General features: G+C 69.0%; 23 protein-coding genes. 14 read left to right on the top strand and 9 right to left on the bottom strand.

Annotation, left to right across the window (positions count from 1 at the left end; genetic code table 11):
* Positions 1-16 precede the first annotated feature (16 nt).
* Positions 17-457, bottom strand: a complete 441-nt coding sequence (locus HOV91_RS21005; protein WP_174187110.1) for a winged helix-turn-helix transcriptional regulator — start codon at positions 455-457, stop codon at positions 17-19.
* Positions 458-883: 426 nt separating this feature from the next.
* Here HOV91_RS21005 and dnaK point away from each other — a divergent pair, with 426 nt between their 5' ends.
* The 5 genes from dnaK (at position 884) to HOV91_RS20980 (ending at position 6,697) form a co-directional block, all read left to right on the top strand.
* Entirely contained in the window at positions 884-2,731 is a 1,848-nt protein-coding gene (dnaK, locus tag HOV91_RS21000; RefSeq protein ID WP_174187109.1) for a molecular chaperone DnaK, read from the top strand.
* Positions 2,728-3,396, top strand: coding sequence for a nucleotide exchange factor GrpE (grpE, locus tag HOV91_RS20995; protein WP_174187108.1), 669 nt, complete (start codon positions 2,728-2,730; stop codon positions 3,394-3,396). Before dnaK ends, grpE begins: the two co-directional genes overlap by 4 nt.
* 24 nt (positions 3,397-3,420) lie before the next feature.
* Positions 3,421-4,578, top strand: coding sequence for a molecular chaperone DnaJ (dnaJ, locus tag HOV91_RS20990; protein WP_174187107.1), 1,158 nt, complete (start codon positions 3,421-3,423; stop codon positions 4,576-4,578).
* Positions 4,578-4,997 carry a heat shock protein transcriptional repressor HspR gene (locus HOV91_RS20985; RefSeq protein ID WP_174187106.1) on the top strand — a complete coding sequence of 140 codons (420 nt, stop codon included), beginning with the start codon at positions 4,578-4,580 and terminating at the stop codon, positions 4,995-4,997. The genes dnaJ and HOV91_RS20985 overlap by 1 nt, the downstream gene beginning before the upstream one ends.
* Before the next feature lie 530 nt (positions 4,998-5,527).
* Positions 5,528-6,697 (top strand): globin domain-containing protein, encoded by a 1,170-nt coding sequence (locus HOV91_RS20980; RefSeq protein WP_174187105.1) that lies wholly within the window; start codon positions 5,528-5,530, stop codon positions 6,695-6,697.
* Between the two features lie 302 nt (positions 6,698-6,999).
* Here HOV91_RS20980 and HOV91_RS20975 read toward each other — a convergent pair whose 3' ends face one another.
* From HOV91_RS20975 to HOV91_RS20960, 4 genes are all read right to left on the bottom strand, one after another.
* Complete coding sequence (locus tag HOV91_RS20975) at positions 7,000-7,764, bottom strand: FAD-binding oxidoreductase (protein ID WP_174187120.1); 765 nt, start codon at positions 7,762-7,764, stop codon at positions 7,000-7,002.
* A 29-nt stretch (positions 7,765-7,793) separates the two neighbouring features.
* Entirely contained in the window at positions 7,794-8,951 is a 1,158-nt protein-coding gene (locus HOV91_RS20970) for an FAD-binding oxidoreductase (protein WP_174187104.1), read from the bottom strand.
* A 302-nt stretch (positions 8,952-9,253) separates the two neighbouring features.
* Complete coding sequence (locus HOV91_RS20965) at positions 9,254-10,141, bottom strand: LLM class flavin-dependent oxidoreductase (protein ID WP_174187103.1); 888 nt, start codon at positions 10,139-10,141, stop codon at positions 9,254-9,256.
* A gap of 58 nt (positions 10,142-10,199) precedes the next feature.
* Complete coding sequence (locus tag HOV91_RS20960; RefSeq protein ID WP_174187102.1) at positions 10,200-11,135, bottom strand: NADP-dependent oxidoreductase; 936 nt, start codon at positions 11,133-11,135, stop codon at positions 10,200-10,202.
* Positions 11,136-11,469: 334 nt separating this feature from the next.
* On the opposite strand from HOV91_RS20960, the gene clpB reads away from it, so the two are divergent.
* The 7 genes from clpB to HOV91_RS20925 all read left to right on the top strand — a co-directional run bounded on the left by clpB (position 11,470) and on the right by HOV91_RS20925 (position 19,348).
* Positions 11,470-14,025 (top strand): ATP-dependent chaperone ClpB, encoded by a 2,556-nt coding sequence (gene clpB / locus HOV91_RS20955; protein WP_174187101.1) that lies wholly within the window; start codon positions 11,470-11,472, stop codon positions 14,023-14,025.
* A gap of 164 nt (positions 14,026-14,189) precedes the next feature.
* Positions 14,190-14,984, top strand: a complete 795-nt coding sequence (locus tag HOV91_RS20950) for a DUF5666 domain-containing protein (protein WP_174187100.1) — start codon at positions 14,190-14,192, stop codon at positions 14,982-14,984.
* A 137-nt stretch (positions 14,985-15,121) separates the two neighbouring features.
* Positions 15,122-16,114, top strand: a complete 993-nt coding sequence (locus HOV91_RS20945; protein ID WP_438822681.1) for a TtfA family protein — start codon at positions 15,122-15,124, stop codon at positions 16,112-16,114.
* A gap of 55 nt (positions 16,115-16,169) precedes the next feature.
* Positions 16,170-16,979: an SDR family NAD(P)-dependent oxidoreductase gene (locus HOV91_RS20940; protein WP_174187099.1), complete on the top strand. Its 810-nt coding sequence runs from the start codon at positions 16,170-16,172 to the stop codon at positions 16,977-16,979.
* Positions 16,980-16,981: 2 nt separating this feature from the next.
* Positions 16,982-17,530 carry an orotate phosphoribosyltransferase gene (gene pyrE / locus HOV91_RS20935; protein WP_174187098.1) on the top strand — a complete coding sequence of 183 codons (549 nt, stop codon included), beginning with the start codon at positions 16,982-16,984 and terminating at the stop codon, positions 17,528-17,530.
* A gap of 48 nt (positions 17,531-17,578) precedes the next feature.
* Positions 17,579-18,637 (top strand): beta-ketoacyl-ACP synthase 3, encoded by a 1,059-nt coding sequence (locus HOV91_RS20930; protein ID WP_174187097.1) that lies wholly within the window; start codon positions 17,579-17,581, stop codon positions 18,635-18,637.
* A 3-nt stretch (positions 18,638-18,640) separates the two neighbouring features.
* Positions 18,641-19,348, top strand: coding sequence for a lysoplasmalogenase family protein (locus tag HOV91_RS20925; protein WP_174187096.1), 708 nt, complete (start codon positions 18,641-18,643; stop codon positions 19,346-19,348).
* On the opposite strand, the gene HOV91_RS20920 is transcribed toward HOV91_RS20925, so the two are convergent.
* From HOV91_RS20920 to HOV91_RS20905, 4 genes are all read right to left on the bottom strand, one after another.
* The gene (locus tag HOV91_RS20920; RefSeq protein ID WP_174187095.1) at positions 19,332-19,778 is read right to left on the bottom strand and encodes a DUF3592 domain-containing protein; all 447 of its coding nucleotides are present in this window, start codon (positions 19,776-19,778) and stop codon (positions 19,332-19,334) included. The genes HOV91_RS20925 and HOV91_RS20920 overlap by 17 nt on opposite strands.
* 62 nt (positions 19,779-19,840) lie before the next feature.
* Positions 19,841-20,419, bottom strand: a complete 579-nt coding sequence (locus tag HOV91_RS20915) for a Uma2 family endonuclease (RefSeq protein WP_174187094.1) — start codon at positions 20,417-20,419, stop codon at positions 19,841-19,843.
* 74 nt (positions 20,420-20,493) lie between these two features.
* Positions 20,494-21,147, bottom strand: a complete 654-nt coding sequence (locus tag HOV91_RS20910; RefSeq protein WP_174187093.1) for a response regulator transcription factor — start codon at positions 21,145-21,147, stop codon at positions 20,494-20,496.
* The gene (locus HOV91_RS20905; protein WP_174187092.1) at positions 21,144-22,511 is read right to left on the bottom strand and encodes a sensor histidine kinase; all 1,368 of its coding nucleotides are present in this window, start codon (positions 22,509-22,511) and stop codon (positions 21,144-21,146) included. The genes HOV91_RS20910 and HOV91_RS20905 overlap by 4 nt, the downstream gene beginning before the upstream one ends.
* A 92-nt stretch (positions 22,512-22,603) precedes the next feature.
* Between HOV91_RS20905 and HOV91_RS20900 the strand changes: the two genes are divergently transcribed.
* On the top strand, positions 22,604-22,939 hold the full coding sequence (locus tag HOV91_RS20900) for a DUF4190 domain-containing protein (RefSeq protein WP_174187091.1): 336 nt from the start codon (positions 22,604-22,606) through the stop codon (positions 22,937-22,939).
* A gap of 43 nt (positions 22,940-22,982) precedes the next feature.
* Positions 22,983-23,669, top strand: coding sequence for a TrmH family RNA methyltransferase (locus tag HOV91_RS20895; RefSeq protein WP_174187090.1), 687 nt, complete (start codon positions 22,983-22,985; stop codon positions 23,667-23,669).
* The last annotated feature ends 37 nt before the right edge of the window (positions 23,670-23,706 follow it).

Raw genomic sequence — 23,706 nt, 5'->3', positions numbered from 1 at the left:
ACCGCTCGCGGTCACCCTACTGCGCGGTAGCGCCCACCGTGACCTCCTCGGCCACCCGGCGGTCGTAGGCATAACGGGCCGAGGCGATTTCGTTCTGATGCGCCTCGGTCCAGGTGACCAGCGCGTTGATCGTGGTGTGCAGGCTCGTGCCCAGCGGGGTGAGCGCGTAGTCGACGCGCGGCGGGATGCTCGGGTACACGGTGCGCCGGACCAGGCCGTCGCGTTCCAGATGCCGCAAGGTCTTGGTGAGCATCCGCTGGCTGACGCCGTCGATCGCGCGCTTCAGCTCGGTGAACCGCAGACTGCGCTGATCCAGCAGCGCGATCACCAGCAGCGACCACTTGTCGGCTATCCGATCGAGGATCTGGCGCACTTCGCAGTCCGCTCTGGCGTCCCACTGCAAGACGTCGTAGTCGCCCTCGCCATCGCAGTGGTAAGGCGTCGCCGGTGCGTCCATGAAGCCGATTCTGCCAGTTCGAGCAGCGGTATCAAGAGGGAACCGACCGCACCGCCGGGAACTGGGCGGCGCAACCTCGGGTGGATGACGACCCCGCAGCCGTTGCGACAGGCTTCGCGCCGAGGTCGGGTCCAGGGTCGACGGCCTCGAACTGGCGGGGCGCGCGCATTCGCGCCGGCGTTCGGGAATTAATCGCGCGAGCCGTCCGTTGAGCCTTTCGACAACATTGAGTGGATCGGGCTCAAGTTTCGGTTGACTCCGCGACTCCTGCGGGGCAGGATTGAGCCGACCACGCTCAGTGTTGCTGGGGCCGTGCTCCGTGAGGTGCTAGGGGCGAGGTCTCGCGGCGTCCTTCACCGGGCGTCGCAGGGCGGTTGCTCGCCCCGGCACCTGCACACATCGGTACGTCAACTAGGAGGAACCACAATGGCTCGTGCGGTCGGAATCGACCTCGGGACCACGAACTCGGTCGTCGCCGTTCTCGAAGGCGGCGAGCCGGTCGTCGTGGCCAACTCGGAAGGATCGCGCACCACCCCGTCGATCGTCGCGTTCGCGAAGAACGGCGAGGTGCTGGTCGGCCAGCCGGCCAAGAACCAGGCCGTCACCAACGTCGACCGCACCATTCGCTCCGTCAAGCGGCACATCGGCACCGACTGGAGCGTCGAGATCGATGGCAAGAAGTACACGCCGCAGGAGATCAGCGCGCGCACGCTGATGAAGCTCAAGCGCGACGCCGAGTCCTACCTCGGTGAGGAGATCACCGACGCGGTCATCACCGTGCCCGCCTACTTCGAGGACGCCCAGCGGCAGGCCACGAAGGAAGCCGGTCAGATCGCGGGCCTGAACGTCCTGCGCATCGTCAACGAGCCCACCGCCGCGGCGCTCGCCTACGGCCTGGACAAGGGCGACAAGGAACAGACCATCCTGGTCTTCGACCTCGGTGGCGGCACCTTCGACGTCTCGCTGCTGGAAATCGGCGAGGGCGTCGTCGAGGTCCGCGCCACCTCCGGTGACAACCACCTCGGTGGTGACGACTGGGACGAGCGGGTCGTGCAGTGGCTGGTCGACAAGTTCAAGGGCAGCTCGGGCATCGACCTGACCAAGGACAAGATGGCCATGCAGCGGCTGCGTGAGGCCGCCGAGAAGGCGAAGATCGAGCTCAGCTCCTCGCAGAGCACCTCGATCAACCTGCCCTACATCACCGTCGACGCGGACAAGAACCCGCTGTTCCTCGACGAGCAGCTGACCCGCGCCGAGTTCCAGAAGATCACCTCGGACCTGCTGGACCGCACGCGCGCGCCGTTCCAGTCCGTGATCAAGGACGCGGGCATCAAGGTGTCCGACATCGACCACGTCGTGCTGGTCGGCGGCTCCACCCGGATGCCCGCCGTCTCCGACCTGGTCAAGGAACTGACCGGCGGCAAGGAGCCGAACAAGGGCGTGAACCCGGACGAGGTCGTCGCCGTCGGCGCGGCCCTGCAGGCCGGTGTGCTCAAGGGTGAGGTCAAGGACGTCCTGCTGCTCGACGTGACCCCGCTGTCGCTGGGCATCGAGACCAAGGGCGGTGTGATGACCAAGCTCATCGAGCGCAACACCACCATCCCGACCAAGCGCTCGGAGACCTTCACCACGGCCGACGACAACCAGCCGTCGGTGCAGATCCAGGTGTTCCAGGGTGAGCGCGAGATCGCCTCGCACAACAAGCTGCTCGGCTCCTTCGAGCTGACCGGCATCCCGCCGGCCCCGCGCGGCGTGCCGCAGATCGAGGTCACCTTCGACATCGACGCCAACGGCATCGTGCACGTCACGGCGAAGGACAAGGGCACCGGCAAGGAGAACACGATCAAGATCCAGGACGGCTCCGGCCTGTCCAAGGAGGAGATCGACCGGATGGTCAAGGACGCCGAGGCGCACGCGGCCGAGGACAAGGCCCGGCGCGAGGAGGCCGAGACCCGCAACCAGGCCGAGTCGCTTGTGCACCAGACCGAGAAGTTCATCAAGGAGAACGAGGACAAGGTCCCCGCGGAGGTCAAGACCAAGGTCGAGGCGGCCATCGCCGAGGCGAACGAGGCCCTCAAGGGCACCGACATCGCCGCGGTCAAGGCGGCCGTCGAGAAGCTGGCGACCGAGTCGCAGGCGCTCGGCCAGGCCATCTACGAAGCCTCCGCCGCGGACGCGGCGGCGCAGGGCAACGGTGCGTCCAGCACCGCGTCGGATGACCAGGTCGTGGATGCCGAGGTCGTGGACGAGCCGGTCGACACGGAGAAGAAGTGACCGAGGGCAACCCCGAGAAGGAGCCGATCACCTTCGTCGACAACCGGAAGATCGACCCGGAAACCGGTGAGATCCGCCAGCCGGCCGCGGACAACGGCGCCGCGGCCGCGCAGGCCCCTGAGTCGGGCAACGGCGCGCAGACCGGCAACGGCGGTGACGCGCAGGAGCTCGCCGACACCATCAGCGGCGAGCTCGCCGAGCGCACCGCCGACCTGCAGCGGCTGACCGCGGAGTACGCCAACTACCGGCGCCGGGTCGAGCGCGACCGCAAGGCGGCGATCGATTCCGCCAAGGCGGCGGTGGTCACCGAATTGCTCGGCGTGCTCGATGATCTCGACCGCGCGCGGGCACATGGCGACCTGGAATCCGGTCCGTTGCGGTCGGTGGCCGACAAGCTGTCGGCCGCGCTGCTCAAGCAGGGCCTCGAGGAGTTCGGTTCGGAGGGTGAGCCTTTCGACCCGACCCTGCACGAGGCCGTGCAGCACGAGGGCTCCGGCCACGATCCGGTGATCGGCATAGTGATGCGCAAAGGCTATCGCTTCGGCGATAGGGTGCTTCGGCACGCGCTGGTCGGGGTAACCGACGGCGTAGCCGATCTGACGGAGATTACGGATCAACCGACCGAAGAGGCATCGGATGTTGATGCCGGCGCGAACGAACAATAAGCACGCGAGAGGAGGAGATGCTCGGTGAGCCAACGGGAGTGGATCGAAAAGGACTTCTACAAGGAGCTGGGTGTTTCCTCCGGCGCCTCGCAGGACGAGATCAAGAAGGCCTATCGCAAGCTCGCCCGCGATCTGCACCCGGACGCCAACCCTGGTGACACCAGAGCCGAGGAGCGGTTCAAGACCGTCAGCGAGGCGCACGCCGTGCTGTCGGATCCGGCCAAGCGCAAAGAGTACGACGACACCCGCAAGCTCTTCGCGGGCGGCGGCTACGGTCGCGGTGGGTTCGGCCCCGGTGCTGGCGGCGGCTTCTCGCAGGAGTTCAACATCGGGGACATCTTCGGCGGCGCAGGCGCCGGCGACGGTGGCCTCGGTGACCTGCTCGGCGGTCTGTTCAACCGGGGCGGCACGCGGACCTCGAGCCGCCCCCGGCGCGGCTCCGACGTGGAGACCGAGACGACCCTCGGTTTCCGGGAGGCGGCCCAGGGCGTCACGGTTCCGCTGCGGATGACCAGCCCGTCGCCGTGCACGACATGTCACGGCAGCGGGGCCAAACCGGGCACCAGCCCGCGGGTCTGCCCGATCTGCAATGGTGCCGGCGTCGTCAGCCGCAACCAGGGCGCGTTCGGCTTCAGCGAGCCGTGCGACGAGTGCCGTGGCAGCGGTTCGATCATCGACGACCCGTGCGTCGACTGCCATGGCAGCGGCATCCAGAACCGCACGCGCACCATCACGGTGCGGATTCCCCCCGGAGTCGGTGACGGGCAACGGATCCGGCTGGCCGGTCAGGGCGAGGCGGGCCTGCGCGGTGCGCCGTCGGGCGACCTCTACGTGACCGTCCACGTCAGCCAGGACAAGGTCTTCGGCCGCAACGGCGACGACCTGACCCTGGTGCTTCCGGTCAGTTACAGTGAATTGGTTTTGGGCACCACGGTTTCGGTGCCCACGCTCGACGGGCGAGTCGGCGTCAAGGTGCCTCCGGGTACCGCCGACGGCCGCATCCTGCGGGTACGCGGTCGCGGCGTGCCCAAGCGCGGCGGCGGCGCCGGTGACCTGCTGGTGACGGTGAAGGTCGCGGTGCCGCAGAAGCTGGACGGCGAGGCCGTCGAGGCGCTCAAGCGCTATCAGGAGGCCGAGCGGGCCAGTGGCTTCGATCCACGTGCAGGATGGGCAGGTGCGTGATGTCCTCGGAACCGAAGAACGCGTCCGGCGGGGCGCGCGCCGAGTTCTTCATGATCTCGGTGGCGGCCCAGCTGGCAGGCATGCACGCGCAGACACTGCGCACGTATGACCGTCTGGGACTGGTCACGCCGCAACGGACTTCGGGTGGCGGGCGGCGCTACTCGGCCCGGGACGTAGAGCTGCTGCGCGAGGTGCAGCGGCTGTCCCAGGACGAGGGTGTCAACCTGGCGGGCATCAAGCGCATCATCGAGCTGACCAATCAGGTGGAGGAACTGAGCAGGCAGGTGGCCGAACTGTCGGCCGAGCTGGAGCGGATGCGGGCCGGATACCGTCCCGATCTCGCCCCGCAGCAACGCAGTACCGCGTTGGTCGTCTGGCAGCCGCGCCATCGTCGCGACGACAGCCGCCACCGGCGATAACGGCACGACGACGGCCCCGGCCTCGGTCGCACAGCGCGATCCGAGGCTGGGGCCGTCGTCGTTTCGGGCCCGCTACCGCGGATTATTTGCTGACAGTAAACCAGAACATGTTTGGCGGAAACGGTACGGCAGTGGTTATTTCGTTGTCTTATCAACTGGACATTTTCACCATAGCTTGATTGATGGTGTCGTCGCGGTTTGCCCGTTTCGTACTCCCTTCGGCTGTTCTGGTGTTGCCCCGAAGTCGCTAGAACAGACCAATCGGGACGTAATTCGCAAGCGCCACTTACTGATTCGGCGGTTCTTCGACTGATTTTGCGGTAGATCTACCGTCTTTCAGTCGGTTTCTCTGGCGTGTCTCGCTGGATATCCTCGTTTTGACGAAATTACACGCGTGATGTCCAATCGAAAGATTCCGTAGCTGGCAAACCTCGCCTACACTCCTTCCCATCGGCTGCTGTCGAGTGGCCCGCAGCACCTCACTCGTCGGCATGGTTCGTGAACGAGTGCGAAATGGGGTTGTGAGATCAATGGATTCACGCACTGTCGCTTTGATCAGAACGACATTCAAGGCGGTTGCTGCGGAAGACGGGGGTCCGGAGAAACTGGCGAGATCGTTCTACGCGATCTTGTTCACCGACTACCCGCACGTCCGCGATTTCTTCCCGGCCGCGATGGACGCCCAGCGCGATCGCCTGGTCAAGGCGATCTCCTATGCGCTGGACCGGTTGGAGGAGCCCGACAAACTGCTGCCGTTCCTCGCCCAGCTCGGTAGGGACCATCGCAAGTACGGCGTGCAGCCCGCGCACTACACCGCCGTGTCCACCGCGCTGAAGACCGCCGTCCGGGTGTTCGCCGGCACCGAGATGTGGACCGACGAGGTCGACCGGGCCTGGGACGAGGGCCTGAAGATCATCGCCGACACCATGATCGGCGCGGCGGAGAAGGAGACCACGCCGTCGGCGTGGACCGGCACCGTCATCGAGCGCCGCGAAGTGCTGCGCGACCTGGTCATCGTCCGGCTGCAACTGGACCAGCCGATGCGCTACGCCGCGGGCCAGTACCTGAGCGTGCAGATCCCCTCCCGGCCGCGCATGTGGCGCTACCTCTCGCCCGCCGTGCCCGCGAACGCCAACGGCGAGATCGAGTTCCACGTCCGCGGCGTGCTGGGCGGCTGGGTCAGCTCGGCCATCGTGGGCCAGACCGTCGTCGGCGACCAATGGCTGCTCGGCTCGCCACTGGGCGGCCTCGGCATCCCGCGCAACACCAAACGCAAGATGCTGATGGTCGGCTGTGGCACCGGGCTCGCGCCGCTGCGTGCGCAACTGATGTCGATGGCGATGCGGCGGACCAACCCCAAGGTGCACCTGTTCGTCGGCGGTCACCACCCGTGCGACCTCTACGACCTGGAGACACTGAGCAAGCTGGCGATAGCCAACCGCTGGCTCACCGTCACACCGGTCAGCGAGCACGACGAGAACCCGTGGTGGTACGCCGAACCCGACGAGCCCCGCACCACCTGGCCCGGCCTGGAACCCCGCGTCACCGGCCAGATCGGCAAGGTCGTCGCGAGCTTCGGCGCCTGGTCCGACCGCGACGTACAGATCGTCGGATCGCCCTCGATGGTGCAGACCACGAAGTTCCGCCTCATGGCGGCGGGGACGCTCGCGAAGAACATCCGCCACGATCCGTTGTTCTAGTTGGCCGCGCGGGCGCGGCGTGTTCGCGGCCCCCTTGTGGCTCGCGTTTGCGCGGCCGCCGCTTGCTCCTTCGTCGCTTGCGCGGCGGCCGCGCAAACGCGAGCCGGGCCGCGAACGGGCAATGCTCGGTCTCGCTTCGCTCGAAAGACGTGGTTGGGGTGCGCTGGGCGCGTGGGGATGGCAGGCGTGAGGCGTGGTCGAGCTGGTGTGGTTGCGTTAGGCGGACCGGCTGTTCCTCAGGGTGTCGATGTCGATGCCGATGCCGATGCCGATGGCTCGCGTCGGATATCCGCCTGCCCTGTTCAGAGGCCCTCGAATTGGATTCGCTCGGGGGGAGTTCCGGTTTCGAGGAGGCGGTCGACGGTGGTCTGGACCATGGCGGGGGAGCCGCAGACGAGCACTTGGTGCTCGCGGAAGGCGCCGTGCGAGCCGAGGACTTCGGCGAGCGTGCCGTAGAGCAGGTCGTCGGGCGGGAAACCGATGTCGACGCGGGACTGCTCGTACCACTCGTCGACCCAATCCGGGTCGTCCAAGCTCTCCACCACCGGAATCACGGTGAGCCACGGCAGTTCACCGGCCAGCAGGTAGAGCATGTCGGCGGCGTACAGGTCGCGGGGGGACCGCCCGCCGACGAAGAGGTAGGTGGGCGGCGGCGACGGCTTGCGCGCCAGCTCCAGGATCTGCGCGCGCATCGGCGCCAATCCGGTGCCGCCCGCGATCATCACCACCTCGTCGCCGTCCGGGTCGACCCAGAACCCGCCGAGCGGAGCGCTGATCCGCCACTCGTCGCCCGGCTGGGTGTCGGCCACGATAGCGCCGCTGCACCAGCCACCCGGGACGGTGCGCACGTGGAACTCGAGCTTGCCGTCCAGCGAGGGCGGCAGCGCGGGCGAGAACCTGCGCCGCACGCCGGGATGCTGAGGCACCCGCACCTCGACCGACTGGCCCGCCGCGAACGGCACGAACTCGCCGATCAGGCGGATCACCGCGAGATCGTGACGTAGCCGATGATGACCGACGACGGTCGAGGTCCACTCCGGCGCCTGATGCGCGCCGTTACCGAGCATGCTCGGATCCCCCAACGGGGCCTCCTTCGTTACACAGGGTCGCAGGTGATGTTCTGCTCCGGCGTGCCGACCGCGAGCAGCGCGCGCCGGGTGTCCGCGATCATCCGGGCCGAGCCGGAGATCTGGATCTGGCGGTCCGCCCACGCGCCGAAGCTCGCGACCACGGCGCCCAGGTTACCGATCAGGCGCCGGTGCATGCCGTACGGTGCGTCCTGCGGCGGATGGGGATACCACCACGGATTGGACTTCTGCTCGCAGACCGGAACGATGGTCAACCACGGGTTGCTCTGCGAGAGCTGCCACATGTTCTCCACGTCGTACAGGTCGCACGGGTAGCGGCCGCCGATGAAGAAGTGCACCCGCGGGTTGATGCCGCGCTGGCCCATCTCGATCAGTTGGGCGCGCAGCGGGGCGATGCCGGTGCCCGCGCCGATCATGAGCACGTCGCGGCCGCTGTCCCGGTCGACGTGCAACCCGCCGAGCGGGCCCGCGATCCGCCACCGGTCGCCCACCCTGGTCTCGTTGACGATCGCGGGGCTCACCCAGCCGCCGCGGATCTTGCGCACATGGAACTCGATTTCGCCGTAGGGGTTGGACGGGATCGCCGGGGAGAAATAGCGCCACATCTTCGGGCGCTGCGGAATCGTCACCGGCACGTACTGCCCGGCCTGATAGGGCACCGGTCCATCCGACTGCAAGCGCACGATGGCCAAGTCCTCCAGAACGCGGCGATGGCCGACCACCGTGGCCTCCCACACCGGCTGCGACTTGTCGGAGTTCGCCCCGATGGCCATCGACGCGGAGATCAGGATGGTGATGTCGCGCCAGCCCTCCTCCAGGCCCCGGTTCCAGGCCACGCCGTTGTAAGCGCGGAACGCCGCGAGCAGCGCGCGGCCCGCCACGTCGTAGTGCGCGGCTTCCACGCCGTACTTGCGATGGTCGCGAGCGAGTTGCTCCAGGAATTTCTGCGCCCGGTCCCAGTCCTCCAGGTGGTCGAGCACATACTGAATCGCCGTGGCGATCCGCTTGGCCTGCATCTCCATGGCGGGCGGGAACAGTTCGCGCAGCCGTGGGTTCTCGGCGAACAAATGTCCGTAGAACGCACTGACCAACCGCTCGGGTCCATTCGGCGACTCGATCACCGAACGGAAATTGGCGCGGACCAGCGCAGCCGAACGCGCATCCACGACGTGGAGCTTCCTTTCCCTCAGTTCTGCGGGGACATACCCGTTACCGGCGGTCTCCCGCGGACAAGTATCCCCGAAAATGCCATGGTCGTGTGGGTATAGGCGCACCTTCACCTTCGCTGCGGCCGGGCGCGGGCGATGGACGGACTGCGTCCGACCGCGCCCTCGGTGCCGTAAGACCCGGCCAAACGGTAATCGGTGGGCAAACGGCGGACGTCGCTGACCCGTCATGAGCGGGACTGCGGGCGAGCCGCGCCGCAACCGCGAACCCGCCCGTGCGGGAAGGCGCCGGTCCCGGCCGGTCAGGTCCCGGCGGCGGTACGGACCGCGGGCACGACCTGCTCGGTATAACGACGGATCTGCTCGACCGGTTCCCCTTCGGTCGGCCAGAAGACGAATCCGTCGATCCGCTGGTCGCGGTGCAGCGCCAGCAGATCGTCGGCCCAGCGCTCGGGCGGGCCCTCCAGGAAGCCGCGATCGGCCCCGTCGGCGGTGATGGTTCCCGACACGTTCAGCACCCGCCGCACCGACAGCGGGTCCCGGTCCGCGGCCGCGGCGGCGTCATCGATCCGCCTGCCCGCCTCGGCGAGGAACTCCGGCGGCGCCCACGCCGCCGAGGGCACCCAGCCGTCGGCGACGCGACCGGTCAGCTCCAGCATCCGCGGCCCCTTCGCGCCGAGCCAGATGCCGGGGTGATGACGCGGGCGCGGGCCGGGATGCGCGCCCGCGAGGCAGTAGTGGACCCCGGGCACCCGCACCGATCGCGCCTCGCTCCACCACAGGGCGCGGATCACCGCGATCGCCTCGGCCAGCGCGCGCACCGCCGCGCCGCCGGTCCGGCGCGGCCCGCCCATCCCGGCGACGGCGTCCCCGAACGCGCCCGCACCGAGGCCGAGCTGGATACGGCCGTCGCTGATGATGTCGAGCGAGGCCACCGCCTTCGCGAGCAGCGCGGGGTGGCGCAGCGGCAGGTTCGCCACGTCGGGGAAGAAGGTGATCCGTTCGGTCCGCCCGGCGAGAGCGGTGATCAGGGTCCAGGTGTCCAGGAAGCGGCGCTGGTAGGGGTGGTCCTGGATGCCGATCAGGTCCAGTCCGGACACGTCCGCGTACACGCTCAGCTCGGCGAGCCTGCGGAAGTCGTCGGCCTCGGGGATCAGGAACAGGCCGAACTCGGGCGGTCGGGTGCTCATCGCACTCCTCCGGTGGTCTCGTGGGACGGCGGAACCGATGCGGTGGTCCCCGCCCGGCTCAGATGGCGAGCACGGTCTTGCCGCGCGTGCCGGGCGCTCCGATCACCGCGGGCGCCTGTGCGAGCGGAACGGTCGCGTCGATCGGCACGACCACGTCACCGGCCGCGACCCGCTGGATCAGCCGGGCCAACTCGGGCGCCTTGCCCTGCGATTCGATGTTGCCGCCCTTGATCGACCGCGCCCGCAACGCGTCCTCGTCGGCGGCGAAGGTGGTGGAGTAGACCGTGCCGCCGTCGCGGACCAGCGTGGTCAGCTCCGCGAGCGCCTCCGGCGGACTCACCAGGTCGAACAGGACGTCGATGCCGTCCGGGTGCGCGGCGGCGACCTGGTCGCGCACCGGACCCGCGGTGTAGTCCACCGTCTGGGCCGCGCCGAGGCGGGTCATCTGATCGGCGGAGCTACCGCGCGCCGTCGCGATGACGTGCGCGCCCGCGATATTGGCCAGTTGCACCAGGAAGGAGCCGACGCCGCCGGTCGCGCCGACGATCAGCACCGTCTGGCCGGGCTCGATGTGCGTGGCGTCCACCAGGTCCTGCGCGGTCACGCCCGCGGTCGGCAGGGCCGCGGCCGCGACGGTCGGCACACCCGGTGGGATCGGCACCAGCGTGCCGCCTTCGGGCAGTACGGCGTACTCCGCGAAGCTGCCGTGGCCGACCGGCGGGGTGAGGAACTTGCCGACCACCCGGTCGCCGACGGCGAAGCGGCTGACACCCGCGCCGAGCGTGGCGACGGTGCCCGCCCCGTCCACCCCGAGGATCATCGGAAAGTCGTGCGGGAGTTTGCCGTCCAGGATCCCGGAGGCCACCTTCCGGTCGAAGGGGTTCACCCCGGCCGCCTGGAGTTGGACCCGCACGGCTCCCGGCCCCGGCTCGGGCATCGGCATCTCGGCCAGTTCCGGCGTCGCTCCGAACTTCCGTACCACGATCGCGCGCATCCATTCGCTCCTTGATTCGGGCTGAAGGGTGATGCAACAAGTGACGGCCGTGGTCATCGTAGGCATCCGAAGCCCGCCGACGTGCGGAATCATCGCATCGGCGGTGTCGCGAATCGTCGCATTCGCCGGTGTCGGGGCGTAGCGTTCGACACGATTCGGCGGTGTCGTACCGGCGCGGCGAAGAATTTCAAACTTGAGCGGAACAGACTCAACCTTTCGGACGTTGGACGGTATGGAACGGCGCCGAGTCGAAGCGAGGGCCGAGCCGAAGCGAGGGCTTCGGGTCGGCGATCGTGCCCGGCGCCGTGCGAATCGACTAGTAGGAAGGTGACTCGTGGACTCGTTCAATCCCACCACCAAGACGCAGGCGGCTCTGACGGCCGCCCTGCAGGCGGCCTCCGCCGCGGGCAACCCGGAGATTCGTCCGGCGCACTTGCTGGTGGCGTTGCTGGATCAGACCGACGGCATCGCCGCGCCCTTGCTCAAGGCCGTCGGAACGGATCCGGCGATCGTGCGGCGCGAGGCACAGGACATCGTGGACCGGCTGCCCCGGGCGACCGGCGCCACCACCACACCGCAGCTGGGCCGGGAGGCGCTGGCCGCGATCACCGCGGCGCAGCGCCTGGCCACCGAACTCGGCGACGAGTACGTCTCCACCGAGCACGTGATGGTGGGTCTCGCCGACGGCGACTCCGACGTGACGATGCTGCTCACCAAGTACGGTGCCACCGCCGACGCGCTGCGTTCGGCGTTCACCGCCGTGCGCGGCAGCGCCCGCGTGACCAGCCCCGATCCGGAGGGCACCTACCAGGCGCTGGAGAAGTACTCCACCGATCTCACCGCGGCCGCCCGCTCCGGCAAGCTGGATCCGGTCATCGGCCGGGACACCGAGATCCGCCGGGTGGTCCAGGTGCTGAGCCGTCGCACCAAGAACAACCCGGTGCTGATCGGTGAGCCGGGCGTCGGTAAGACGGCGATCGTCGAGGGCCTGGCCCAGCGCATCGTGGCGGGCGACGTCCCGGAGTCGTTGCGCGGCAAGTCCGTCGTCGCGCTGGACCTCGGCGCGATGGTCGCGGGCGCGAAGTACCGCGGCGAATTCGAGGAGCGGCTCAAGGCCGTGCTGGAGGACATCAAGAACAGCGCGGGCCAGATCATCACCTTCATCGACGAACTGCACACCATCGTCGGCGCGGGCGCCACCGGCGAATCGGCGATGGACGCGGGCAACATGATCAAGCCGATGCTGGCCCGCGGCGAGTTGCGCCTGGTCGGCGCGACCACGCTGGACGAGTACCGCAAGCACATCGAGAAGGACGCCGCCCTGGAGCGGCGCTTCCAGCAGGTGCTGGTCGGCGAGCCGTCGGTGGAGGACACCATCGGCATCCTGCGCGGCATCAAGGACCGCTACGAGGTACACCACGGCGTGCGCATCACCGACTCCGCGCTGGTCGCCGCGGCCACACTGTCGGACCGCTACATCACCTCCCGTTTCCTGCCGGACAAGGCGATCGACCTGGTGGACGAGTCGGCTTCGCGGTTGCGCATGGAGATCGACTCCCGCCCGGTAGAGATCGATGAGGTGGAGCGCGCGGTGCGCCGGTTGGAGATCGAAGAGGTCGCCCTCGCCAAGGAGACCGACGAGGCCTCCAAGCAACGGCTGGAGAAGCTGCGCGCCGAACTCGCCGACGACCGGGAGAAGCTCAACCAGCTGACCACCCGCTGGCAGAACGAGAAGAACGCGATCGACCAGGTGCGCTCGCTCAAGGAAGAACTGGAAGCGCTGCGCGGCGAATCCGAACGGGCCGAGCGCGACGGCGATCTGGGCAAGGCGGCCGAGCTGCGCTACGGCCGCATCCCCGCCCTGGAGAAGCAGCTCGCCGAGGCCGAAAAGGTTTCGGCCAGCGCGGGCGACGGCGAGGTCATGCTCAAGGAGGAGGTCGGTCCGGACGACATCGCCGAGGTGGTGTCCTCGTGGACCGGCATCCCGGTGGGCCGGATGCTGGAAGGGGAGACGCAGAAGCTGCTGCGCATGGAGGACGAGCTGGCCCGCCGCGTGGTCGGTCAGAACGACGCGGTGCAGGCGGTGTCGGACGCGGTGCGCCGGGCGCGCGCCGGTGTCGCCGATCCGAACCGTCCGACCGGCTCGTTCATGTTCATCGGCCCGACCGGCGTCGGCAAGACCGAGCTGGCGAAGGCGTTGGCGGACTTCCTGTTCGACGACGAGCGCGCCATGGTCCGCATCGACATGAGCGAATACAGCGAGAAGCACTCGGTGGCCCGGCTGGTCGGCGCACCGCCCGGGTACGTCGGTTACGACCAGGGCGGTCAGCTCACCGAGGCGGTGCGGCGCAGGCCCTACACGGTGGTGCTGTTCGACGAGATCGAGAAGGCGCACCCGGACGTGTTCGACATCCTGTTGCAGGTGCTCGACGAGGGCAGGCTCACCGACAGCCAGGGCCGCACGGTGGACTTCCGCAACACCATCCTCATCCTGACCTCGAACCTGGGTGCGGGCGGTGATCGCGAGTTCGTCATGAACGCGGTGCGTTCGGCGTTCAAGCCGGAGTTCCTCAACCGCCTCGACGACGTGGTGATGTTCCACCGGCTGGACGAGGAGCAATTGGAGAGCATCGTGGACATCCAGCTCGACCAGCTGCAGAAGCGGCTGGCGCAGCGCAGGCTGAAGCTGGAGGTCAGCGACTCGGCCCGGTTCTGGCTGGCGGTGCGCGGCTACGATCCCGCCTACGGCGCGCGTCCGCTGCGCAGGCTGATCCAGCAGGCCATCGGCGACACCCTCGCCAAGGAGCTGCTCGCGGGCGAGATCTCCGACGGCGACAGCGTCAAGGTGACCGTCAGCCCCGACGGTGACGGCCTGGTCGTCGGGCGATGAGCCGAGGCGGTGCCGTGCGGGGGTGACGTTTCCGCCTCATCGCCGTGCGCGGCAAGCGGTCCGGTCCGGGTAGCGCCCGGAGCGGACCGCTTCCTCGTCGGGTCGGCGGCACCGGTTCCGGAGGCGCGGGCACGGTGGAAGGGACAGCGCCTACGCTGGAACCCATGACCAACCCGAACGATCCATGGGGACAGCGGCCGGAGGATGCGCCGACCGAACACCTGGGTCCGGGCAAGTCCGGGTACGGGGACCCGACACACACCACGGAGTACCTGGAGGCGTACGGCAGCGGCGCTCCGTCGGCGTATCCGCCCACGGAGCAGTACGGATCATGGGGTCCGCCGGGGCCGAACGCGACGCGCGAGTTCCCGTCCTACGACTCCCAGTGGGCGGCTTACCAGAACAGCGGCGCTCAGTGGCAGGGGACGGCTGCGCCGCCCGGCGGCGCGGTACCGCCCGGTGGGCCGCCGCGACCGCCCCGGCGCAACACCGGTCTGTGGATCGCCCTCGCCCTCGGCGTCGTGCTGTTGATCGGTGCGATCGGGGTCGTCGCCGGCGTCCTGCTGGGCAGCGGCGATTCCGATTCGGCCGACACCGCGGCCTCGACCGCGCCGGTGACGACGAGGTCCCTGCCCGGGACCAGGACCGCGCCGCCCACCCCGCCCAGCGGGCTGCCCGGCCTGCCCGGTCTGCCCGGCCTCGGCGATGTGGAGGGGCTCGGCACGACCATGGGCACCGTCACGGCCAACGACGGCGGCACCTTGACGGTGAGTTCGGTGACGGGCGACACCATCACGGTGCGCACCGACGCGAGCACCCAGGTGATCGCGTTGTCGGGCAGCAAGGTGTCCGATCTCGCCCCCGGCGAACTCGTGCTGATCCAGGGCGACAAGGCGCCGGACGGCTCGATTCAGGCCAAGATCATCATCGGTACCTCACTGCCCGGCGGCGGACGATGAGCGGTGCCATGCGCCGGATGCCCGCCGCGGCGCGCACCCGCCCGTCAAGCCGGATCGACGGCTGCTCGTCTTTCGCTCGGCCTGGCGCGGGGGTAATGACGGACCATGTCCGGCCGGGCCTATTAGGCTAGGCGGCGATGACGGCAATGTGGTTCGGGTTGGCGGCGATCGCGCTCGTGGGCGCGATCGTGCTGCTGTATTTCGATCGGCTCCAGCGGCAGCGGACCGGTCACGCGCGACAGGTCTGGGCGAAGTCGCAGGGCTATACCTACGTGTCCGTGGAACCCGCGCTGCCGTCCACTTGGCGGCGGGGCGCGCTGGCCAAACTGGGCTATCTCTCCGCGGTGGACGTGGTCTCCGGCATACGCAAGGGCGAGAAGTTCGTGCTGTTCGACCTGGAGGATGCCGCGACGCTGGTCGCGGTGCGCCGCCAGATCGGCTCGGACATCGACGTGGACATGCGGCTGAAGACGGCCGCTCCGCCCAAGGACCACGATCTGGAATTGCTCGGCGCCATCGGTGATCGCGTGGTGTTCGCGACCAATCCCGAAATCGCAAGGCACGCCGTGGATCAGCGCATGGTCGCCTTCATCGAGGCGCTGCCCGACACGGTGCAGATGCTCTGGAGCGAGGGTAACTGGACGCTGGGCATGCTGTCGGTCGGCACCACCTCGAAGGACTGGGAAGGCGCGATCGACGCGGTGCTGCGCCTGTCCGGCCTGCTGCACGTGCTGCCGCCGGTCAGCGAGCCGCGCTCGGAGGGCGCGCACGACGCGAGCCGGCCGCGCCCGCGCGATCGGCAGCGCGGCGAGAACGCCGGGGACGTCGAGGACGACGCCGACCGTCCGCGACTGCGCAAGGAGGCCGAGGACGACGAACGGCCCGGCGCGGACTCCTACGCCGACGACGGCCCCGACGAGTCGGAACCCGCACGCCGCCCCTCGCTCGCCGTCGTGCCGAAGGCGCGCGCCCGGGTGCGCGAGGACGAGCCGCCCCGGCCGCGGGATGAGCGCGACGAGCGTGCCGCCGAAGGCAGGCCGGACGCCGAATCGCCGCGGCGGCAGTCCGATCCGCCCGGCGGACCGTTCCATCCCGGATTCCGCCCCTATCAGGGACCCGTGCAGAAGTGACCGGCCGCGCGCCCACCGCAGTCGGGTCCGCGCGACTGCGATCGATCGCGCTGTCATGACCGAGCATCCACATCCCAGGCTGCCCGGCGCTACCCGCCCTGTGGCCTTGATCACCGGGCCGACCTCGGGTATCGGCCACGGCTACGCCACTCGGCTGGCTTCCCTCGGCTACGACTTGGTGCTGGCCGCCCGGGACGAGCGGCGACTCGCGGCCCTGGCGACCGACTTGGAGCATCGCTTCGGCACTCGCTCGCAGTTGCTCGTCGCGGATCTGGCTCGGGCGCAAGACCGTGAGCAGGTCGCGGCCCGGCTGGCCGAAGGGGTCGAATTCCTGGTCAACAACGCGGGTTTCGCGCACTCGGGCGAGTTCTGGACCCTGCCGCCCGAGCAGCTCCAAGCGCAACTGGACGTCAACGTCACGTCGGTGATGCGGCTCACCAGGGCCGCCTTGCCGCCGATGATCGCCGCGGCGAACGGTTGCGTCGTCAACGTGGCCAGCGTGGCAGGCTTGATCCCCGGACGCGGGTCGACGTATTCGGCGTCCAAGGCCTACGTCGTATCCTTCACCGAAGGGTTGGCAGGGGGACTGGGCGGAACCGGAGTTCGGGTCCAAGCCCTGTGCCCGGGATTCGTTCGCACGGAATTCCATCAGCGAGCCGGCATCGAGATGTCCTCGCTGCCGAGAGCGCTGTGGCTGAGCGTCGACCGGGTAGTCGCCGGCTCACTGCGTGATCTGGAGAAGGGCCGGGTGCTCAGCGTGCCCGGTATGCAGTACAAAGCGCTCACCACCGTCGCCGGAATGATCCCGCGAACCCTGGGGGCCCGGCTCAATCGCGGGCTGTTCGACGCACGCGGAAGGACTTAGACATGATCGACGTGATAACCAACGACAGGGACAGGTTGGCCGCCCTGGTGCGCGAACTCGCCGTGGTGCACGGCCGCGTGACCCTCTCCTCGGGCAAGGAGGCCGACTACTACGTCGACCTGCGTCGCGCCACCCTGCACCACGGCGCGGGTCCGCTGATCGGCAAGCTGCTACGCGAACTCGTGGCCGACTGGGATTTCGACGCTGTCGGCGGCCTGACCATGGGCGCCGACCCGGTGGCTCTGGCCGTTCTGCACGCGCCCGGCCGCCCGATCGACGCGTTCGTGGTGCGCAAGGCCGCCAAGTCACACGGCATGCAGCGCCAGATCGAAGGCCCGGACGTCGCCGGTAAGCGGGTGCTGGTCGTGGAGGACACCACCACGACTGGGAACTCCCCCTTGACCGCGGTGCGAGCGCTGCGCGCGGCGGGCGCTACCGTGGTCGGCGTCGCCACCGTCGTCGACCGGGAAACCGGCGCCGACCAGGTGATCGCCGCGGAGGGACTGGAGTACCGGTCGATCCTCGGCCTCAAGGATCTCGCCCTGGGATAGCCTGGACGAGGATCTAACTTCGATGGTGAAGGGTCGTGTGAGTCCCCAGTGGTGAGCATTGCAGTCAACAGGAATCGCGAGAACGTTGCGATGCTCGGAATCGGCGCTTACCGACCCAAACGCCTGGTCAGCAACGCCGAGGTCTGCGAGGTCCTGGATTCCACCGACGAGTGGATCTACGAGCGCACCGGCGTCCGCAACCGGCGCTGGATCAGCGGTGACGAAACGCTCCGGTCGATCGCCGCGGCGGCGGGCGAGCGCGCGATCGTCAACAGCGGCGTCGATCGGTCACAGATCGGCGCTGTCATCCTGGCCACGTCCAGCTGGCTGACCCTCACCCCGCACGGTGCTCCGCAGGTGGCCTACGACATCGGGATGAACGGGGTCCCCGCCTTCGACCTGACCTCCGGCTGCGGCGGCTTCGGATACGGCCTCGGTGTGGCCGCCGACATGATCCGGTCCGGCTCCGCCGAGTACGTCCTGCTCATCGGGGCGGAGACGATGACCGTTGGGCTCGATCCCACCGACCGCGGCACCGCGATGATCTTCGGTGACGGCGCGGGCGCGGTGGTGGTCGGCCCGAGCGACGAGAACGGCATCTCCCCGACCGTCTGGGGCAGCGACGGCGAGAACGCCGCCGCGATCATGCAGGACATCGACTTCCTGGAGTACATGCAGCGCGCCCAGGCCATGCAGGGTCTGGACCCGGCGGTGGACCCGGTCGGCCGGATGTCGCTGCGGATGGAAGGCCCGCGCGTGTTCCGCTGGGCCGCGGTCACCCTGCCGCGCGCGCTGTCCACCGCGCTCGAGGTGTCCGGCGTGGCCAAGGAGGACATCGAGGTCTTCGTCCCGCATCAGGCCAACGCCAGGATCAACGAGCTGATGAAGAAGAACCTCGGCCTGGCCGACGAGATCCCGATGGCCAACGACATCGAGAACACCGGCAACACTTCGGCCGCGTCGATTCCGCTCGCCATCGAGGAGATGCTGGTCACCGGCAAGGCGAAGGGCGGCCAGACGGCGCTGCTGCTCGGCTTCGGCGCGGGCCTGAGTTACGCGGGCCAGGTCGTCACGCTGCCCCCCGCGCCCACCGAACCGAGTTTCTAGCCGATGCGCCCGTTCCGAGCCGGTTATCTCGCGGCGGCGGCGGTCACCGTCTACGGCGCCGTCACCGGGCGGGAGAAGGCGCAGTGGATCGCGAAGCCGCTGCTGATGCCGCTGCTGGCGGCCGACGTGGTGACCGAGGGCAGGGAACTGCCGTCCAGCGAGCGCACCGTTCTGATCGGTTCGCTCGGCGCGGCCACGGTAGGCGACATCCTGCTCATCGACCCGGACGACGATCGCAGGTTGATCGCGGGCGCGTCGTCGTTCGCGCTGATGCAGACGGGTTACGCCACGCTGTGGTGGCGGATGGGTGGCAGGCCAACGGCCGGGGTCGCCATCCCGCGGCTGGCCGCTTGGCTGGGCGCGGCCGGATTGCTACGCAGCAAGGCGCCGTCGGTGGCCGCACCGTTGACCGCCTACGGCGTCACCTTGGGCGCCGCGGCCGTGCTGGCGTCCGACCCCGCGCTGGCGCCCGTCACGAAAAACATTGCGGGCGTGAATGTCCCGGGCGCGGATCCGCGTAGTCGCCTCGGCATCGGCGCGCTGCTGTTCACCGTCTCGGACGGGCTCATCGTGCTGCGGCGGTTGTTCGCGCGCGGTCAGCGAGCCCGCCGGGTGACCGAAGGCGTGATCCTGGCGACCTACGCGGCCGCGCAGTACCTGCTCGCCGACCCGAAAGCGCACGTCAAGCCGGTGATCACAGCACCAGAATGATGCGATCCCGGTTCGCCGGGTCGACGCGGATGGAGAGGATCTCGCCGACCGCGAGCCGGGGTTTGTCGGCCGGGGTGGCATCGAAAACGACGGTGCCCCGGTAACTTTCCGATCCGGGCACGGTCAGTTCCAGATCCAGCTCGGTGAGTTCGGTGTGATGGTCGGTGCGCTGTAGCGGATGCACGCCCTCCACGGTCGCCCACCCCTCCAAGCCGTTGCGCCACAGTCGGCGATCCGCCTTGGACGGCCGGGCGGCCAGCATCATCCCGATGCCGACACACGAGCCGAACAACCCGACCAACGCCACGATCTGATACGGCACGGTCCCCGGCGGCGTGCGATGCACCACCCAGCCCAGCCACAACGCGAGCAGGATCAGATACCCGGCGGTCACCCCGAGCACCGTGCGCAATATACGCTCGTGTTCCAAGCCAGCCTCCACCCCGAGTGCCAGAACTCAAGGATAGGCCCGGCGTAGCCGGTGGTGCGGCGCTATGAGCGTACGCGGCTGCTGGTCAGCGCGGCGAGATCGACCGTAATCGGGGTTCCGGCGATGTCGAGTGTCACTGTGCCGGCCTGTTCGGCGACCAGTTCGTAGTCCCGGTCGATGAGGTGGTAGGCGGCAAGGCTTGTGGGCTTGTCGAGGTCGATCAGCCAGTAGTACTCGATACCGGCCTCGGCGTACTCGAAGAACTTCGTCACGCGGTCGGTACGCCGCGAACCCGGCGACAGAACTTCCACGGCGAGCAGCACGTCGGCCGCCTTATAGCGCGGCAGATTGGCCTCGATGCCCGCTTCGGGCACCACGAGGATGTCCGGCACCCGCACTGTCGGCAGGGGGCCTGCGTCGATCAACACTTCGGTATCGGCCAGCACGCCGAGGGTGCCGGGCAGTTGCGGTTCCAACTGCGCGCCCAGCCGCAAGATCGCGCGCTGATGTTGCGACACCGGTTTCGGTGACACGACCAGAACCCCCTCGACGAGCTCGTAATTACGGCTGCTGTCCTCCGGCAGCGCGCTCCAGTCCTCCAGGGTCAGCAGATGATCAGGCCAGTTCACGTCGACGGTCATCGCTTCCTCCCCTCCCCACACGGATACCGCGTTGCGGCCAGTCTGGCACAGCAGCCCGGCAAACCACAGCCTCGTCAGCCCTTGAGTCGCAAAACCGCGAGCACACGGCGGTGGTGGGCCTCCGAGGGCGGCAGGTCGAGCTTGAGGAAGATATTGCCGATGTGCTTCTCCACCGCGCGTTCGGTGACGGTCAGGGCCGCGGCGATGGCGTTGTTGGACAGCCCCTGGGCCATCAGCTCGAGCACCTCGCGTTCGCGCGGGGTGAGGCGGGCCAGCGAATCCTGCTGACGCGAGGCGCCCATCAGCTGGCTCACCACCTCCGGGTCGAGCGCGGTGCCGCCGGTCGCCACGCGGTGCAGCGCGTCCACGAAGTCCCGTACGTCGGCGACCCGGTCCTTGAGCAAGTAGCCGACGCCGCCGGCGCCGCCGGCCAGCAGTTCGGTGGCGTAGCGGGTCTCGACCCATTGCGAGAACACCAGCACGCCGGTCAACGGGTATTTGCGGCGCAGCTCGATGGCGGCGAGCAACCCCTCGTCGGTGTAACTCGGGGGCATTCGCACGTCCACCACGGCGACGTCGGGATGGTGCGTGCCGACCACGTCGGCGAGGGTGGTCGCGTCGCCGACCATGGCGACCACCTCGTGGCCGCGTTCGATGAGCAGCCCGGCGAGCCCGTCGCGCAGGATGGCGCTGTCCTCGGCGATCACGATGCGCAGTCCGTCGCTCATCGCGACCCCGCCAGCGGCAGCAGGATGGTCACCACGGTCGGTCCGCCCGCCGGGCTCCGCACGGTCAGCGTCCCGTCGACGGTGCGGGCCCGCGCCGCGAGGCCGGACAACCCGCTCCCCGCGCCGAGCGCGCCGTCCACGGGCGCCACCACGCCGCCGATTCCGTTGTCGCGCACCGTCACCACGATGGTTCGCCGGTCGCCCGGCAGCACCGAGACCCACGCGCCGGTGGCGTTCGCGTGCCGCACCACGTTCGTCAGCAGCTCGGCCACCGAGAAGTACGCGATCGCCTCGATGGCGGGGCTCGGTCGTTCCGGCAGGCGCACCCGCAGCTGCACCGGCACCGAGCAGCGCGCCGTCAACGTCTCCAGGGCCGGTTCGAGTCCCAATTCCAATGCGGGCGGGTGGATTCCGCGCACCAGCTCGCGCAGTTCGGTCAGCGCCTCCTTCGAGCTCGCGTGCGCGTCCGCGATCAAGTCGCCGGGGTCCGCGCCTGCCGCGAGCCGGTCCTCGGCCCGGCCCAGCGCCATCGCGATGGTGACCAGTCGCGCCTGCGTGCCGTCGTGCAGGTCGCGTTCCAGTCTGCGCAGCGTCGCGGCGGCGTCCTCGACCGCGGTGCGCCTGCTCTCCTGCAGCTCGGTCACCCGGCGGTCGTGAGCCGTCGCGCCGAGCAGGGCGATGGTCAGCAGCCGGTGCAACCAGCAGACCGCGCGCACCGGCCAGGGCAGCGCCAGGCAGCCCAGCACGCCGATCAGCGCGAACCCGAGCACCTTCGGCCAGCTGTCGAGATAGAAATCGCCGAATTGGACCATGGACCGGTGCTCGACACCGTTGTCGTCGACGTTGGTCGGGTGGATCAGCGCCCACGGCAGCGGCGAGACCGCGGTGAACATCGTCATCGCGACCGCGACGAGCACCAGGTATCCGACCGCGACGCCGAGCACGGCCTGGGCCAGCAGGAACGCCGCCACACGCCAGCTCACCCGATCGGTGAAAGCGCTTCTGAGAAATCCGATCAGGCCGGGCGCGGGCGCGAAGGGCGCGGGCGGCGTGACGGCGACACCGAGCAGGTCCTTGCCCAGCGCGCGGTAGACGCGGCCCCATACCCGTCCACCGAGCAGCACCAATGCAAGGACCGGCAGGCCGACGATAGTGATGGCGAGATACAACCCGCCCCCGAAGCCGAAGAACAAATAGGCGACGGCCACGCAGCCGAGCACGAAAACCGTGAGTAGATAGACCAGTTCCTTCCAGAACCGCGCGCGCACCGGCGCGAGCAACACCGTGCGCAGCACGTGCTCCCGCGGTTCGGCCGTGTGCGGCGGGTCGAGCACGAGGGTCGGTTCGGCGTGTGTCTCGGTCATAAATTCCATGGTCGTCGCGGAGATTTCGGGATTCGAGGGAGCTGTCCGCCGTAAGTGTGGTGTAGCGGGCCACACCCACTACGATCCTGCTGATGAGCTACCCGCCGCAGCAGCCGCCGTACGGCTACCCAGCCTATGGCGCCTACGGACCCACGGACCATCCGCAAGCCACCACCATCCTCATCCTGGGCATCCTGAGCCTTGTGCTGTGCCAGATCATGGGACCCTTCGCCTGGGTGATGGGCAAGCGGGCGCTCAACGAGATCGATTCCTCCGGCGGAACGATCGGCGGCAGGGGGAACGTCAACGCGGGGTACATCTGCGGCATCATCGCGACCGCGCTGATGTGTTTGAGTCTGCTGTTCGTCGCGTTGTTCGTGGTGCTCGGCCTGGTCGGCGCGTTCGCGGGCAGTTCGTCGAGCTACTGAGCCACCCGGCGCCTGCGCGGCGGCCGGAATTAGCATCGTCGGGGTGAGTCATCCAGTGCCGGACGCGGCGGAGCAGGACCTACCCGGGCCGACGGAGTGGGGCGAGCACCCGAACGGCGTCGGCCCCTGGGCGAGCGAGCACGCCGAGCCGCCGCCGGATGACCCGCGCCTGGACCCGGAGTTGCTGGCCGGTGGCGATCGCCGCAACGTGGTGGACGCGTACCGGTACTGGAGCCGCGAGGCCATCGTCGCCGACATCGACCGGCGCAGGCACCCCTTCCACGTCGCGATCGAGAATTTCGGGCACGACGCCAACATCGGCACGGTGGTCCGCACCGCCAACGCCTTCGCCGCCGCGGCCGTGCACATCGTCGGCAGGCGGCGCTGGAATCGCCGCGGTGCCATGGTGACCGACCGCTACCAGCACATTCGTCACCATGCCGAGATCGGCGAGCTGCTGGCGTTCAGCGAGCGCGCCGGGCTGACGGTGGTCGCCGTGGACAACGTGCCCGGCTCGGTCCCGCTGGAGACGGTCTCGCTGCCGCGCGCGTGCCTGCTGCTGTTCGGCCAGGAAGGGCCCGGCGTCACCGACCACGCCAAGCAGGCCGCCGCCATGACGGTATCGATCGCGCAGTTCGGCTCCACGCGCAGTATCAACGCCGGCGTGGCCGCGGGGATCGCCATGCACACCTGGGTCCGGCAACACGCCGATCTGACCGAGGCGTGGTGAGTCCACGGACGAACTCGTCGGCCGTGTGAACAGGAGA

This window comes from Nocardia barduliensis, assembly GCF_013315795.1.
In the GTDB taxonomy this organism is placed as follows: Bacteria; Actinomycetota; Actinomycetes; order Mycobacteriales; family Mycobacteriaceae; genus Nocardia; species Nocardia barduliensis.
This window is presented reverse-complemented; position numbering and strand designations above follow the sequence as displayed.